The organism is Desulfovibrio desulfuricans DSM 642, assembly GCF_000420465.1.
GTDB lineage: Bacteria > Desulfobacterota > Desulfovibrionia > Desulfovibrionales > Desulfovibrionaceae > Desulfovibrio > Desulfovibrio desulfuricans.
The window spans coordinates 272598-286609 of sequence record NZ_ATUZ01000015.1 but is presented as its reverse complement, the minus strand read 5'-3'; the positions used below and the strand labels follow the sequence as shown (position 1 = coordinate 286609).

12 protein-coding genes and 1 tRNA gene are annotated in these 14012 nt (G+C 57.5%); 5 read left to right on the top strand and 8 right to left on the bottom strand.

What is annotated here, in order from left to right; genetic code table 11:
• Positions 1-168 precede the first annotated feature (168 nt).
• Positions 169-645, bottom strand: a complete 477-nt coding sequence (locus G449_RS0111080; RefSeq protein WP_022659383.1) for a chemotaxis protein CheW — start codon at positions 643-645, stop codon at positions 169-171.
• A 169-nt stretch (positions 646-814) separates the two neighbouring features.
• A complete protein-coding gene (locus tag G449_RS16890) occupies positions 815-2737 on the bottom strand; it encodes a protein-disulfide reductase DsbD family protein (protein WP_022659382.1) in 1923 nt (640 codons plus the stop codon).
• A gap of 83 nt (positions 2738-2820) precedes the next feature.
• Here G449_RS16890 and G449_RS0111070 point away from each other — a divergent pair.
• A tRNA-Lys gene (locus tag G449_RS0111070) sits at positions 2821-2896 on the top strand.
• 557 nt (positions 2897-3453) lie between these two features.
• Here G449_RS0111070 and G449_RS0111060 read toward each other — a convergent pair.
• On the bottom strand, positions 3454-4821 hold the full coding sequence (locus G449_RS0111060; protein ID WP_245170851.1) for an amino acid permease: 1368 nt from the start codon (positions 4819-4821) through the stop codon (positions 3454-3456).
• Between G449_RS0111060 and G449_RS18550 the strand changes: the two genes are divergently transcribed.
• Positions 4807-5115: a hypothetical protein gene (locus tag G449_RS18550; RefSeq protein ID WP_169421555.1), complete on the top strand. Its 309-nt coding sequence runs from the start codon at positions 4807-4809 to the stop codon at positions 5113-5115. The two genes, G449_RS0111060 and G449_RS18550, sit on opposite strands and share 15 nt — an antisense overlap.
• A 43-nt stretch (positions 5116-5158) precedes the next feature.
• Here the strand turns inward: G449_RS18550 and G449_RS16885 are convergent, their stop codons facing one another.
• The 5 genes from G449_RS16885 to G449_RS0111035 are packed head-to-tail and all read right to left on the bottom strand — an operon-like array spanning position 5159 to position 9881.
• Positions 5159-5881, bottom strand: a complete 723-nt coding sequence (locus tag G449_RS16885) for a zinc-ribbon and DUF3426 domain-containing protein (RefSeq protein ID WP_022659379.1) — start codon at positions 5879-5881, stop codon at positions 5159-5161.
• A 42-nt stretch (positions 5882-5923) separates the two neighbouring features.
• The gene (hpt, locus tag G449_RS0111050; RefSeq protein WP_022659378.1) at positions 5924-6472 is read right to left on the bottom strand and encodes a hypoxanthine phosphoribosyltransferase; all 549 of its coding nucleotides are present in this window, start codon (positions 6470-6472) and stop codon (positions 5924-5926) included.
• Positions 6459-6968, bottom strand: coding sequence for an N-acetyltransferase (locus tag G449_RS0111045; protein ID WP_022659377.1), 510 nt, complete (start codon positions 6966-6968; stop codon positions 6459-6461). Before G449_RS0111045 ends, hpt begins: the two co-directional genes overlap by 14 nt.
• Positions 6968-7435, bottom strand: a complete 468-nt coding sequence (locus G449_RS0111040) for a TlpA family protein disulfide reductase (RefSeq protein WP_022659376.1) — start codon at positions 7433-7435, stop codon at positions 6968-6970. The genes G449_RS0111045 and G449_RS0111040 overlap by 1 nt, the downstream gene beginning before the upstream one ends.
• 49 nt (positions 7436-7484) lie before the next feature.
• A complete protein-coding gene (locus tag G449_RS0111035; protein ID WP_022659375.1) occupies positions 7485-9881 on the bottom strand; it encodes a homocysteine S-methyltransferase family protein in 2397 nt (798 codons plus the stop codon).
• A gap of 297 nt (positions 9882-10178) precedes the next feature.
• Between G449_RS0111035 and G449_RS0111030 the strand changes: the two genes are divergently transcribed.
• The 3 genes from G449_RS0111030 to G449_RS0111020 are packed head-to-tail and all read left to right on the top strand — an operon-like array spanning position 10179 to position 14009.
• Positions 10179-11441, top strand: coding sequence for a sigma-70 family RNA polymerase sigma factor (locus tag G449_RS0111030; RefSeq protein WP_022659374.1), 1263 nt, complete (start codon positions 10179-10181; stop codon positions 11439-11441).
• Position 11442: 1 nt separating this feature from the next.
• Complete coding sequence (locus G449_RS0111025; RefSeq protein WP_022659372.1) at positions 11443-13227, top strand: tetratricopeptide repeat protein; 1785 nt, start codon at positions 11443-11445, stop codon at positions 13225-13227.
• A complete protein-coding gene (locus G449_RS0111020) occupies positions 13224-14009 on the top strand; it encodes a LolA-like protein (protein ID WP_022659371.1) in 786 nt (261 codons plus the stop codon). Before G449_RS0111025 ends, G449_RS0111020 begins: the two co-directional genes overlap by 4 nt.
• Positions 14010-14012 lie beyond the last annotated feature (3 nt).

Here is a 14012-nt window from a genome sequence, read left to right as displayed (position 1 = left end):
TTTCGGCATCTGTAGTGTGAACTCCGGCATGCTGCCAGCACACCGCAAGCAAGCGGCTGCAAGGCGGTCATACCCCGCGCGGCGGGCGCAACCAGAGAAATCCGATGCCGGCATACCGTCTTCGCTCAAATCTGCTGGCAACGGCAACACCAGATGCCGGGCTACGGGCTACACGGACGTCAACATCTCCAGGTCGTCGCCAGAAAGCAGCTTATCAAGATCAAGCATGATAAGCAGGCGATCCTGCAACTTGCCCACGCCGCTGATGTAGTCCGAGTCCACCCCGGCAACAACTGGCGGCGGCGGTTCCACCGTGCTTGCGGGTATGCGCAATACCTCGGAGACGGCATCGACAACAAAGCCCACGATGATGTTGTTGATTTCAATGACGATAATCCGCGTGTTTTTGTCATGCCCCTTGGGTGCAAGACCAAAACGCCGACGCAGGTCAATGATGGGGATCACCTTGCCGCGCAGATTGATGACGCCTTCCACAAATTCCGGAGCACGGGGCACCTTGGTGATTTCCATGGTGCGGATGATCTCCTGAACTTTCAGGATGTTCACCCCGAACTCTTCTTCACCGATGCTGAACGTCACCAGTTGCAGAAGTTCGTCTTCCTGTTTTTTTTGACTCAGATCCATGTCTGCTCCCTTGTCGCAAGTAGGCCGCAGTCGTGTGCAGAAAAATTACATGAGGGACAACCCTTGGGCCGTAAACCTCTTTTCCATTTCAAGCACTGCTGTATGGTCACACATTAGACAATATCGGCAGGGCAGTAAAGAACCATAGGGCAATCTACGAAAAAGGCCATTATTTTTCATAAGTTTCGCTCAGGGCCTGCTCAAGTGTCCGGGCGCTATATACATCGCGCAGCACAAGCGGCTGCCCGGCTTCATCCCCGGCGGGGAAAATGGCTGTAAGCGGAATACTTTTGCTGCCCAGAGCGTCAAGCAGGCGCACCGCATAGGCATTGGCGTTGGTCAGATCCACGCGGACGAGTTCCATGCCGTACCGGGCCTGAAGCTTGCGCATGCGCTCGTCCGTCAGCACTGTGGCTTCCATAAATTTGCAGTTGGGGCACCAGTTGGCGGTAAATTCAAGCAGCATGGGCTTTTTGCCAAGGTTGGCCTCAAAAGCCTCCGGCGTGAATTGCCGCCATTGCGGCAGGGGCGCAACAGGGCGCAGCACCCAGAAAACAGATGCCACCAGCAGACCCACGCCCAGCACACCCATGATCTTGCGCCTCAGGGGCGGCGCGGTTATGCCGCAATACTGCCCCCACAGCCAGGCGCAGAGCGAAAGCACCAGCAGCACGGTGAGCACCTGCATGTGCCGCTCAACAGGCAGCACGGAAAGCAGGTAAAGGGCCGTACCCATGAGCATAAAGCCCACTATGCGCTCAAATACGTGCATCCATGCGCCGGGTTTTGGCAAAATACGCGCCAGATCGGGCCAGATGCAAAACATGATGTACGGCAGGGCCATGCCAAGCCCCACAGCCCAAAAGACCACAACAACAATGATGAGCGGCTGGGTAAAAGCCCAGCCCAGCACGCCGCCCAGCAGCGGGCCGCTGCACGGCGTCGCCAGAAAGGTCGAAACAAGACCCGTAAAATATGCTTGCAAGCAGGGATTTTTGCTGTTGGCCCCGGTCTTGAGGTCAATAACCGGCAGGCTGAACACGCCAAGGGTGGACAGCCCCATCAGAAAGACCACCAGCAGCATGACCATGAGCACAGCCTGATTTTGATAAAGCTGGCCCCACATGAGGTCTGCGAGCCCCAGCACAAGGGCCAGCGCGCTGAACAGCGTCATGACCCCGGCCGCAAAACAGAGGTTGTGCTGCCGAAAGCGCTTGAGGCCTGAGGCATCACGCCCGCCAACCATGAGCAGCCCGCTGACCTTGAAGGTAAGCACTGGCAGCACACAGGGCATGGCGTTGAGCAGCAGGCCCGCGAGTATGCCAAACAGCAGGGCCTTGCCCAGGCCGGAAATTTCCATGGAATCATCAAGAAAACGCGGAGAAAGGCGCACGTCAAAACCATCCGGCGGCGGCAGCTTTTCAATGCTTTCATCAGCCAATGCTCCGTTGGTGGCCTGCGCTGGCTCTCTGGCCCACGTATCGCCCGCAAGATCATCGCTGCCTTCCTCTTCCGCCTGAGCCGCTGGCGGCGCCGCAGGCGCACGACGCTGCAATTCCTGCCACTGTATGCGCCAGGGCATGCCGCTGAGGGGCGCGGATTCGCGCGCAACCACGCCCGTCACTTGTTCATTGACGGGCATGCACTTGCTGCTGGAGCACAAAAGCATGCTCAAATCAGCCACAAAGGGCTTTCCTGCGGCATCGGACGGCAAGGGGATGTAGAAGGTCACGTTGCCTTCGTACACGTTCACAGTGGCCGCAGGATCGTAATAATCCCGCTGTACTGCTCCATCGGGGTAATACACGGGCAAGGCCCGGCTCCCTGCCACAGAAAAAGCCACAGTGGTGGGTCTGCCCGCCTCGCCCGGTTCGTGCCCGTAGGCGTGAAATTCTGCAGGGATAACAATGTGCAGCGCAGCAATCAGGTTTTGCCTGTCCCAGGCAGTTTCAAGCCTTGGTTGCAGATCCTCGGCCCGTGCCCCAAAACTCAAAAAAACAGCGGCGCACAGCACAACGAGGCCTGTGCACAGCGCTCGCCAGACCGGGCCAAGCGGCATGGCGGAAGCTACGGCCAGTTTGTCATATTTCAATGCATTGTCTCTTTTTAGCTGATTTTTTTCAAATTGCTTGACAGGCAGGGCCGCATGAGCGTAAACACCTTTTCACGCAATGCGGGTCATTAGCTCAATTGGTAGAGCAGCTGACTCTTAATCAGTTGGTTCGGGGTTCGAGTCCCTGATGGCCCACCAGAAAATTCAGGTTCGCGGTTCAACCGCGAACCTTTTTTTGTTGTTGCTTTACGTTTTTTCATGGCGTTCACCTGTTGCAAGACAATAGCCGCTCCTCGAAGGCAAGTCTAGACAAGCGCTTTCCGGCTACGCCACTTGTGAAAACCGCAGCTTGCGGCTTTTCCTGTTCGCATTTGCCCGCTCCTGCCGTTTACCAGCCCATCACAGGCTGATTCTGCCCCTTCTGCTATCGAATTTTCCTAACAGTCTTGCAGGCATAAATATTCCCAGCCGCACACCGGGCCTGAAGACAGACAGACAAGCACAGGCGCAATGCCGCGATTATGGATTTTGTCGCAGCACACCGCAAGCCACGATTCCATATTTCTGCTTGTGCCAAAAAAAATTTTCAACACCTTGCCATCCGCTGCCCAATTTGCGTGGCTGGCAATGGCAGAAATCCCTTGCCCTCAACAAGAGTATCACACCACAAAAAACAAGGCCCGCTTGGTCATGCCGTCCCCAAAGGGACGCGCACGCCAAGCGGGCCTTTACAGCCTGAAAACGCGGCTACAGCGTTATTTGCCCATGCTGGGAGGCAGATGCTTGCTCTGCTTTTTCAGCTTGTAGCCCAGCCATACAAAGGCAATCCAGATGGGGGCAAGCATTACCGCAAGGCTTTCACCAATAACCACGAGCACTGTGAGAACCATGGCCATGACCAGCAGGCACAGGTAGTTGGTGAAAGGATGCCAAAGGGACTTGAAATGAATGACTTCGCCAGCCCGAACCATGGCAGCGCGGAACTTGAGGTGCGTCAGGCTGATCATGGCCCAGTTAATGACCAGAGCGGCAACAACAAGCGACATGAGCAGGCCAAGGGCCTTGCCGGGCATGGCGTAGTTGATGATTACGCAGATCAGCGTGGCAAGAGACGAAATCAGCAGGGCGTACACCGGCACGCCGCGAGCGCTGACCGTACCGAAGGCCTTGGGGGCGTTGCCCTGAAGCGCCAGACCAAACAGCATGCGGCTGTTGCAGTAAACGCAGCCATTGTAGACGGAAAGGGCCGCCGTGAGCACCACAAAGTTCAGCACATGCGCGGCAAAAGGAATGCCGATGAGGTCAAAAATCTGCACAAAGGGGCTGGCTACCATGGCTTGGGCCCAGTGGCTCTTGTCCACGGGCGCGCCAAGCTGGCTCCAGGGGTGCAGGGTCAGCAGCACAAGCAGTGCGCCAATGTAAAAAATAAGAATGCGGTAGATGATCTGGTTCACAGCCTTGGGGATGGTCACACGCGGATTGTCGGTTTCCGCAGCGGCAATGCCCACAAGCTCAAGCCCGCCGAACGAAAAGGCCACAACTGCCAGTGCGGTAAACACGCCTTCCCAGCCATGCGGCAAAAAGCCGCCGTGCGCCCAGAGGTTGCTCACCGCTGCGTCAGGGCCAGCGTGACCGCTGAACAACAAAAAAGACCCCAGCAGAATCATGGACACGATGGCCACAATCTTGATGGAGGCAAACCAGAATTCCATTTCGCCAAAAAGGCTCACATGGCAAAGGTTCACGCCGGTGATCAGCAGGAAGAAAAAGGCCGTGGTCTGCCATGGCTGGATGCTGGGAAACCAGTATTGCACATATACGGCAACAGCCGACAGCTCGGACATGCCCACCAGAACGTACAAAATCCAATAGTTCCAGCCAGAGAGCAGACCGGGAAAATCGCCCCAGTACTTGTGTGCAAGATTGCTGAAAGATCCGGCAACGGGTTCTTGCGCCATCATTTCGCCAAGCTGGCGCATGATCATGAAGGCAATGAAGCCGCCAAGCGCGTAGCTGATCAGAACAGCTGGGCCAGCCATCTGGATGGTGCCGGCCGAGCCAAGGAACAAGCCGGTGCCAATGGCTCCGCCCAGGGCAATGAGCTGTACATGCCTGTTTTTCAAGGCTCTTTTCAATTCTGGTGTTTCGTTTTTCATTTGCAGCAATTTGGCTATGCGGCCACTCCCCGCCAGAGTCGCCCTGTTGCACAAAATCCGGTATGCGGCCGGCCAATCCTCTTGTCGCCAAAAACGAAAGGCGGCTTCCACAACAAAACCGGCCTTTCGCGCACATTCGCCTTTTGCCCGGTCAGCAGCAGACGGCTGACCCAACATTCCGCAGGCCGCAATACAGCCCGCCGCAGCTATTGGCACCGCGGAGGGCAAACCGCTTATGCGGCCCTGCGGCTGGCACAATAACAAAACGCCGCTCGAAAACAAGCGGCGTTTTGCGTCAGAACAGTTATTTGGGCTGCTCTGCTGGGTTGCCCGTACCGGAGCCGCCCTGCTCAGACACATCCCTGGCGTCAACGATCCTCACGCCAAACTCGGCCACGCCTTCGGGCGGCGCGTAAAACAGCACCATAAACGGCACTTCGCCGCCGCGCGGCACATTGGTGTTGTTGGTGAGAATCTCAACCTTGTTGTTGAGGAAGGATTCCATTTCCTTCTCACTCAGCACCTGGAGCTGAAAAAGTGAAAGCTGCACACCGCCGAGCTGTTTTTTGACAGCCAGGGCTTTCTTGTCCTTGTCATAGATGGCGGCTTCAATGGTAATGAGTTCCTTTGGCTGCGGGAACTCGTTAACCACCCTGCCCTCTACCACAAAAACCTTGCCCACTTTTTCATTATCAACATAATACTGCCGCACGTTGCGCATGGTCAGCAGTTCAACCTGCTTGGCAATTTCCTGCTCATTGGGCTGCTTGGCAGCACTCTTGAGCGAGTAATAATACCAGCCGCCGCCTGCACAGGCCAGCACCAGCACAAAAATCAGCGCCAGTTTGACCAGTGGCAGCTTCTTTTTGATGGGCATTTCCGGCAGCGGCCCCTGTTCGGCCAGGGGAACTTCCGGCTCATAGGTGAAAACCGTCTTGCAGACCGAGCAACGCAGCTTGACGCCCGGCTTGGCAAGCTGATCCGGCAAATTGAAGCGGCTACCGCAATTGGGACACTTTATTTCCATGCCATTACTCCAAACCTACCGGCTGCCGGAGCCGGGAAAAGCCTATTCGGGAATCACTTCAAACACGCCGGGCAACATACGGTAATGTTCGGCGTAGTCCAGGCCATAGCCCACAATGAACCCCTGGTTCAGCTTGAAGCCCGCAAAATCGACCTTAACGTCAACTTCCCGGCGTTCATCCTTGTCCACCAGAGCAGCCAGACGCAGACTGCGCGCCTTGCGCGCCGCAAACTGCCCGAGCAGAAAACGCATGCTGTGCCCGCTGTCCACGATATCTTCAACAATCAGCACATGCTTGCCGCAAATGTCAATCTCCACATCTTTGCTGAAGATCACATGCTTGGAACTGGCAGACCCTTTGCCATAACTGGACAAACGGACAAAATCCAGTTCCAGATTTTTGTTATGCAAAAATCGAACCAGATCGCTAAAAAACATGAAGCCACCCTTGAGCACACACACTGCCACCATCGGCTCATCACCGTACTCGGCGTTGATCTCTGCGGCCAGTTCCTGGATCCGGGCTGCAATCTGTTCCGGCGTGAATACCGGTTTCAGTTCTTTTACCTTGATGTCGTTAGCCTTGGACATGCACCTCTCCTACGTCCTTTGCAGCGGAATCCAGTTCAAAATAAACGGCTGTTTCGTCGCAGTTGGGGTACTTGGCGCAGTGCACGCAGTCGGCCCAGATTTTTTGCGGCAAAACATCCTTGTCCACAACCCTGAAACCCAGGCGGGCGAAAAATGCCTCCTGGTATGTAAGCGCAAACACTTTCTGAATATGCAGGTCGCGGCATTCGCTAAGGCAGGCGTTGACAAGATCCCGGCCCGTTCCCAGGCGACGGGCATCTTCACGCACCACAAGCGAGCATATTTCGGCCAGATCTTCCCACACAGGGGCAAGGGCGCAGCAGCCCACTATCTCGCCAGCAGTATTTTCTGCAACCATAAAATTGCGCACATGCCCATAAAGATGGATCAGCGCGCGGGGCAGCAAAAGCCCTTTCTGGGCGCATTGCAGCAAAAGCCCATGCATGGACTTTACATCGTCCATGTGGGCTTTGCGCACCACAAGGGTATTTTCCATTATTTCTGTTCCAGCAACTTTTTAAAGACCATCTCGACCATTTCGGCGTCCGCCATGCCGGGTTCAGACAGAATGAGCTGACCATCCTTGCTGTAGAAGGCATTGTGAGGAATCTGCGAAATCTTGAACGCCCGCGCCACTTCGCGGTCAGCGACAAAGACGGGGTATGTCATCTTCATCTTTTCCACAAAGGGGGGCACAACCTTGGAGTCTTCATCAAGGGAGATGCTCACGATAAGCACGTCTTTTTCCGCGTACTTTTTGCGAACGTTCACAAGCTCGGGGATTTCAACGCGGCACGGAGGGCACCATGTGGCGAAAAAATTGAGCATGATGACCTTGCCCTTGTTTTTGGCAAGCATATCCGTCAGCCCGGCCAAATTCAGGGTAGGAACCGATGACGAGGCCGCCAGCGCCGAGCACGGCAAAGCCAGACACAGCAATAAGGCCAGGATAAGTTTCTTCATAGTTTACCCGAAGTTTTGAATGAGGTGCAAAGGCCGCGCCGGGGCGCGGCTAAACAAACTGCTTGGCGGCCTTTACCGCACCTACGGCGTCAGCGCAATACGCATCTGCACCGATGGCATCGGCAAAAGCCTGCGTAACGGCAGCCCCGCCCACCAGTACCTTGATGGGCAAAGCGCGCTCCTTGACGATTTTGATGGTGTCTTCCATGCGAACCATGGTGGTGGTCATCAATGCCGACAAGCCGATGATACGCGCGTTGTGCTTGAGTGCGCAAGCAACAATGGCTTCTGCCGGAACGTCCTTGCCCGCGTCCACAACGTCAAAACCGTGGTTGCCGAGCAGCAGCGAAACAATATTTTTGCCAATATCGTGAATATCGCCTTCGACCGTGGCCATCACCACAACAGGGCGCGTTTCCGGGCCGCGTCCGGCCTCCAGCAGAGGCTTGAGATGCGCAAAGGCGGTCTGCATGGTTTCTGCCGCGCGGATGAGCTGGGGCAAAAAATATTCCCGCCGCTCATAGCGCGCGCCCACTTCCGTAATAGCCGGAATGAGCGTTTCCTGCACAAGGGTAAAGGGGTCGGCACCCGCGTCAAGCTCTGCCGTAAGCAAAGGCAGCACATTTTCCTTGTCGCCGTTGAGCACGGCCTCGGCAAGGGTTTTGGCCGCCGCCCCGGCCCCCTGACGCACCTGTATGGAGCCTTCGCCGGGCTTCCAGCCGGAATAGGAGGCTATAAATGAGGATGTGTGGGCATCGTGGTTGCACAGCACCTTGAGCGCGTCTGCCGCCTCGCGCAGGCGCTGGGCAGAGGGGTTGGCGATGCACGATGTAAGCCCTGCGCCCGCCGCCAGAGAAAGAAACGTGGAATTGAGCAGTTCACGCGCGGGCAGACCAAAAGAAAGATTTGAAAGGCCAAGTGTTGTGGGCAGGCCGTTGGCAGCGCACCAGCGCGTCATCTCCAGGCACTGGAGCGCGCTGTCCGCGCTGGAGGATACAGCCAGCGCCAGAATGTCCACCATCATCAGCCGCCGCGAAATACCCATGCCCTCGGCCTTTTCGATCAGGCTCTCCACCGTGCTGATGCGCTCTGCGGCTTTTTCCGGCAGATGCGCCCCCTGGAGGGGCAGCAGAATAAAGGGCGCGCCAAAATCGCGGCACAAGGGGCCGAGCGCTTCCATGCGCCCAGTCTCGCCGCTGATGGAATTCACCAGAAATGAACCAGGACAGTACGGCAAGGCGTTGGCAATGGCATCGGCATTGGAAGAATCTATGGAGAGCGGCAGGGGCAGCCGCCCCACAAGGCGCTGCACCAGTTCGGGCAAAAGTTGCGTTTCGTCCACCAGGGGCGCGCCCACATTAACATCAAGCACTGTGGCCCCGGCATCCACCTGGGCATCGGCCAGTTGCATGGCGACGTCAAAGGCTCCGGCCTGAAGCTCCTGCGTGAGGGCCTTTTTGCCCGTGGGGTTGATGCGTTCGCCAATGATGGTCAGGGGCTGGCCCACAGCGATTCGCACCATCTGGGAGCGGTTGGTCAGGCAGATGCCCTTGCGCGATACCGGGGGCGGCGTGACGCTGTCCATACCGCGCAAGGCCTGCGCAAGCGCCGCCAGATGCGTGGGCGTGGTGCCGCAGCAGCCGCCAAGTATGCGCGCGCCAAGGTGGGCGAAGGGGGCGGTTTTTTGCGCAAAATCTTCCGGCCCCAGAGGGAACACGGTTTCGTTGCCCCGCAGTTCGGGCAAACCGGCATTGGGTTCGGCCATGACCGGGCATTCGCACACGCCTAGCAGTTCCTGCACCACGGGCAGCATCTGGTCCGGGCCGAGGCTACAGTTGGTGCCGACCACATCCACGCCCATGTTCTGCATGGTTTCGGCAAAAATCGCGGGGGTGGAGCCGGTAAGGCTCACGCCCTGTTCAAAAGTCATGGAAACCATGACGGGCAGGTCGCATTCCTGCCGGGCAGCCGCCACGGCGGCTCTGGCCTCGGCCAGATCGAATTGCGTTTCAATAAATATGAGGTCGGCCCCGCCCGCCACAAGCCCGCGAATCTGATTGGCAAAGGCCGCGATAAGATCGCGCGGTTCCACTGGGCCGAGGGGCTTGGCAAAATGCCCCGTGGGGCCCACATTGCCCGCCACAAAGACAGGGCGGCCAGCCTGTGCGCCGGCTTCTTTGGCAATTTCGACCATGCGCCGGTTGAACGAAAAAACGTCCAGGCTTTTTGGCAGCTTGTAAATATTGCCGCCAAAGGTGCACGATGTCAGCAGATCAACGCCCGCGTCCAGATAGGCCTTGTGAATGCCGCGCAGGGTGTCGGGGTTTGCCATGCAAAATTCTTCGGGAGTCGCGCCAGCGGGCATGCCCGAGGCCTGAAGCATGGTACCCATGGCACCGTCGAGCAAAAGAGGCCTGCCAAGGCCGAGGGCTTGTCGAAATGTCATCGTCGTCTCGCTCTGTTCCCAGCACAGTCGCCGCAAGCCAAAGAGCACCTTTGCCTTCCGCCTGCAATACCTGTATGCTGGGGCTTCCGTTGTTTGAGGCCGCTGTTTCCGTAAGGATTTTGCGAACCGGAACATGCGGGCCGCACCGGGGCTGAACGCCGCCGGAGCCGCAAAACCGCGCCGCGCATTATACCCGGCAGGCCTTTTACTACTGAAAAACACTGAAAAGAACAAACCAAAACTATAGCATTAAACATTGCGGCCCGTTACAGGCAGCGATGCTCAGACATAAATATCATGAAAAAAGATAGTCCGATAGCTCCCCAAAAACCGCGCAGCGCGCAGAAAGCGGAAGAAACCGAAATTTCCTCGCCTGAGGTGGAAATTCTGGATGCTCCCCCTTCGCGCAAGCGGCCAGCCCCTGCCGGGGGCGGCACCCGTGGCGCTGCCGCCAAGGCGCGCTCCCGCTCGACCGAAGGCAAGGCCGCCAAGCAGAGCATTCTTGATGTGGATGGCTCCGCCGTGCGCGAGGTTCCAGCAGATTCCGTATCTGACGATCAGGACGATGACGACGCGCTCGCTGATTCCCCAGAAGAGGTGGAAGTTGAGCTGGACGCCAGCGATCACGATATCGATCCCTTTGTTCTTGATGCCGACCACGAGGGCCTGCCTGCGCCGTCCACACCGCGCCTGCCTGCTGTGGGGCCACGCGACAGCCTGCACCTTTACCTGCGCGAAGTAAGCCGCTTTCCCCTGCTCAAGCCGGATGAAGAGCACGAGCTTGCCCTGCGTGTGCGCGACCACAACGATGCAGACGCGGCATTTCGGCTGGTTTCATCGCACTTACGGCTTGTAGTGCGCATTGCCATGGACTTTCAGCGCAGATGGATGCAGAACGTGCTCGACCTTGTGCAGGAGGGCAACGTGGGCCTCATGCGCGCCGTCAACAAATTTGACCCCGACAAGGGAATCAAGTTTTCGTACTACGCATCGTTCTGGATCAAGGCCTACATACTCAAGTTCATCATGGACAACTGGCGCATGGTCAAGATCGGCACCACCCAGGTGCAGCGCAAGCTGTTCTACAATCTGAACCGCGAGCGTCAAAAGCTGATCATGCAGGGCTTTGACCCCGATGCAGCCATGCTTTCCGAACGCCTTGGCGTTACGGAAGACCAGATCAACGAGATGGATCAGCGCCTTGCGTCCACCGATATGTCGCTGAACGTGCCCGTGGGCGAGGATGCTGGCGGCGCAACGCGCATGGACTTTTTGCCCGCGCTCGGCCCCGGCATTGAAGACAGCCTTGCGCGCGACGAAATCGCCGGCCTGGTGCGCAGCAAGCTCAAAACCATACTGCCCAAGCTGAACGAAAAAGAGCTGTTTATTCTGCAAAATCGCCTGCTCACGGATGAGCCTGTAACCTTGCGCGAGATAGGCGAACGGTATAACGTCACGCGGGAACGAGTCCGCCAGCTTGAAGCGCGGTTGCTGGAAAAGATCCGGCAGCATCTGGCTGTGGATATCAAAGACTTTTCAGACACATGGATACAATCCTGATATGAAACGTAACCACGTTGCGCTGCTATGCGCCCTGGCCCTGACTGCCGCCACCTCTTTTTCCTTGCTGGGATGCGGCGGCTGTTCCGGTGCCAGGCACCAGGCTGCTGAAAAATCGGATACGTCCGCTGCGGAATCTGCCGCGCCTTCAGCCACAGCAAAGGCCCAGCAGCATGACCTCAAGGGCGTATCGCTGCGCCCGGTTGAAGCAGAGCTTTCGCCCAATGCGCTCAACACCTACGCCTTTCTTGTTTTTGCGCAGGCTATGAACAATGAGGACGACAACGCCCTGGCTGCGGCATCCCCGCTGCTGGCCAAGGCGCACATGCCCGTCAACATCTGGCTTGAAGGCGGCGTGTGGCTGCTCAGCCGCAAGTCTCCCCATACTGCTATGGTCATGGAGCAGGCCTTGAGCGTCTGGCCCGATGATATTTCGCTCAATCTGCTCTATGCCGAAGCCCTCATGGAAAAAGGTTCACCCGAGCTTGGCGTCAAGCTCATGCGCGAATACCTTAAAAAGCACCCCGATTCCGTAGATGCCCGCATGGAGCTGGCCCTGCTGCTGGTCAAAACCAAGCAGTATCCCGAAGCCGAAAAGCTGCTCAACAGCGTTACGGGCAAGCAGCGCACCCCGCTGGTGGATTATTACCACGCGCGGGCGCTCATTGGCATGGACAGGCCCAGCGAGGCCGTGGCCTACCTGCAGCGCGCCATCAAGGATACGCCCGATTTTGTGGAGGCCCTGGCGGAACTGGCGTTCATTTATGAACAAAAGCCCGACCTCAAGGCCGCGCGCGGCGTTTACGAAAAGCTGCTCAAACTCAATTTTTCATCGCAGGATGTGCTGCTGAGGCTCATCAATATCTCGCTGCGCATGGGACAGCCCGAACGGGCGCTCAAGTACATGCAGCAGGGGCCGGACAGTACGCCTTTCAAGCTGACGGTCGCCAGCATGTTTATGGATTCGCGCCACTTCTTGCAGGCGGAAAGCCTGCTCAAGCAGATAGTGGCTCAGGGCGATGCGCCCCACGATGTGTATCTGCTGCTGGCCGAGCTGGCATATGACCAGCGCCGCGATCTGGACATGGCGTTCTCCTGGCTGGATAAAATCCCCGCTTCCAGCAAGTCTGCCGTGCGGGGCGTGCTGCTGCGCATCCAGTTGCTGGCAGAGGCTGGCCGTGACGCCGAGGCCCTTGACGCCGTGCGCAAGGCCACAAGCGCCAACCCCGACTCCTCCGAGCTTGTGGAGGTCGAGGTGCGCCTGCTTGCGCGGCAAAAGCAGATGAAACAGGCCCTGGACGTTGCCCAGAATGCCATAAAGCGCTGGCCCAACAATGCGGAAATGTTCTTTCTGCTTGGCTCTCTTCAGGATGAAACCGGCGACAAAAAAGCCGCTTTCAAAACTATGGAAAAACTCCTGGCCCTGCATCCTGACAATTATCAGGCCCTCAACTACGTGGGCTACACCCTGGCCGAGGAAGACCGCGACCTTGACCGCGCACTGACGCTTCTTGTGCGGGCCAACGATCTGGCCCCCAACCAGTCCTATATTGTAGATTCGCTGGCCTGGGCCTATTTCAAGGCTGGAAAACTCGATGACGCCCTGAAGGAAATCCGCCGCGCCGTTACGCTGGACGAGCATACGGATGCCTCCATATGGGAGCACTACGGCGATATCGCCGCGCGGGCTGGCCTTAAGGACGAAGCCCGCACCGCCTATCAAAAGGCCATGGAACTCAAACCCGACAATGCGGAAGCATTGCGGCAGCGGCTTTCACATCTATGAAAAAACTAGTTATTTTTTGTTGTCTGGCGCTGCTGTGCGCCTGCGCCCGTCAGCCCGTGCTGGAAACCTCGCCCGAAAACCTCGCAGTGCTTGAACAGCGCTGGCAAAAATTTGCGGCTGTCAGCTCTGCCGACAAGTCTGACCCCTATCGCCTGCAACTGAGCCTGCGCTTTGGCACAGAGGGCGATACACGACGCGTCACGGCCCTGTTCTGGGGCAACAGCCAACGCCAGTTGCGACTGGACGTTATGGCAGGCGTGGGCACAACGGTCGCCAAGATACTTGAAGACGGCCAGCATTTTCTTGTGTACAGCCCCAGCGAAAACAAGGCCTACTTCTATCAGGGCGCTACCAAGCCCCTGCTTCAGGTTGGCGTGCCGGTTCCCTTCAACCTTGTGCATCTGGCCGACCTGCTCAATGGCCGGTACACGGCGGTATTTGGCAACCAGTTTGACAAAACCGCCTTTTCTGCCGACGGCAAGGCCCTGTACGACCTTCAGGGCCAGCCCGGTGGCCGCCTGATCATCAATGAGCAAGGGCTGCCCGTGGAATGGCAGGAACAGGCCAACGGCAAGGGCTGGAGCATGGAAATCCTGTATTCGGATGATCCCAGGCCTCTGCCCCGCCGTCTGAACCTTGCCCACAGCAACGGTAAACGCGCCATTGTGCTTATCAAGGAAAGAGAAAAGGTTTCCCAGCCCTTTACAAAAGAGCAAATGGCCTTAACCCTTCCTGATGACGCACCCCTGCTGCCGCTCGCCAAGTTCAAGCAGCAGCAATAGTTT

Excerpts from the sequence above, each read along its gene's own strand:
- G449_RS0111080 (WP_022659383.1), bottom strand. The coding sequence starts at position 645 with ATGGATCTGAGTCAAAAAAAACAGGAAGACGAACTTCTGCAACTGGTG.
- G449_RS18550 (WP_169421555.1), top strand. The coding sequence starts at position 4,807 with ATGCCTGTTTTTCAAGGCTCTTTTCAATTCTGGTGTTTCGTTTTTCAT.
- G449_RS16885 (WP_022659379.1), bottom strand. The coding sequence starts at position 5,881 with ATGGAAATAAAGTGTCCCAATTGCGGTAGCCGCTTCAATTTGCCGGAT.
- hpt (WP_022659378.1), bottom strand. The coding sequence starts at position 6,472 with ATGTCCAAGGCTAACGACATCAAGGTAAAAGAACTGAAACCGGTATTC.
- G449_RS0111045 (WP_022659377.1), bottom strand. The coding sequence starts at position 6,968 with ATGGAAAATACCCTTGTGGTGCGCAAAGCCCACATGGACGATGTAAAG.
- G449_RS0111040 (WP_022659376.1), bottom strand. The coding sequence starts at position 7,435 with ATGAAGAAACTTATCCTGGCCTTATTGCTGTGTCTGGCTTTGCCGTGC.
- G449_RS0111035 (WP_022659375.1), bottom strand. The coding sequence starts at position 9,881 with ATGACATTTCGACAAGCCCTCGGCCTTGGCAGGCCTCTTTTGCTCGAC.
- G449_RS0111030 (WP_022659374.1), top strand. The coding sequence starts at position 10,179 with ATGAAAAAAGATAGTCCGATAGCTCCCCAAAAACCGCGCAGCGCGCAG.
- G449_RS0111025 (WP_022659372.1), top strand. The coding sequence starts at position 11,443 with ATGAAACGTAACCACGTTGCGCTGCTATGCGCCCTGGCCCTGACTGCC.
- G449_RS0111020 (WP_022659371.1), top strand. The coding sequence starts at position 13,224 with ATGAAAAAACTAGTTATTTTTTGTTGTCTGGCGCTGCTGTGCGCCTGC.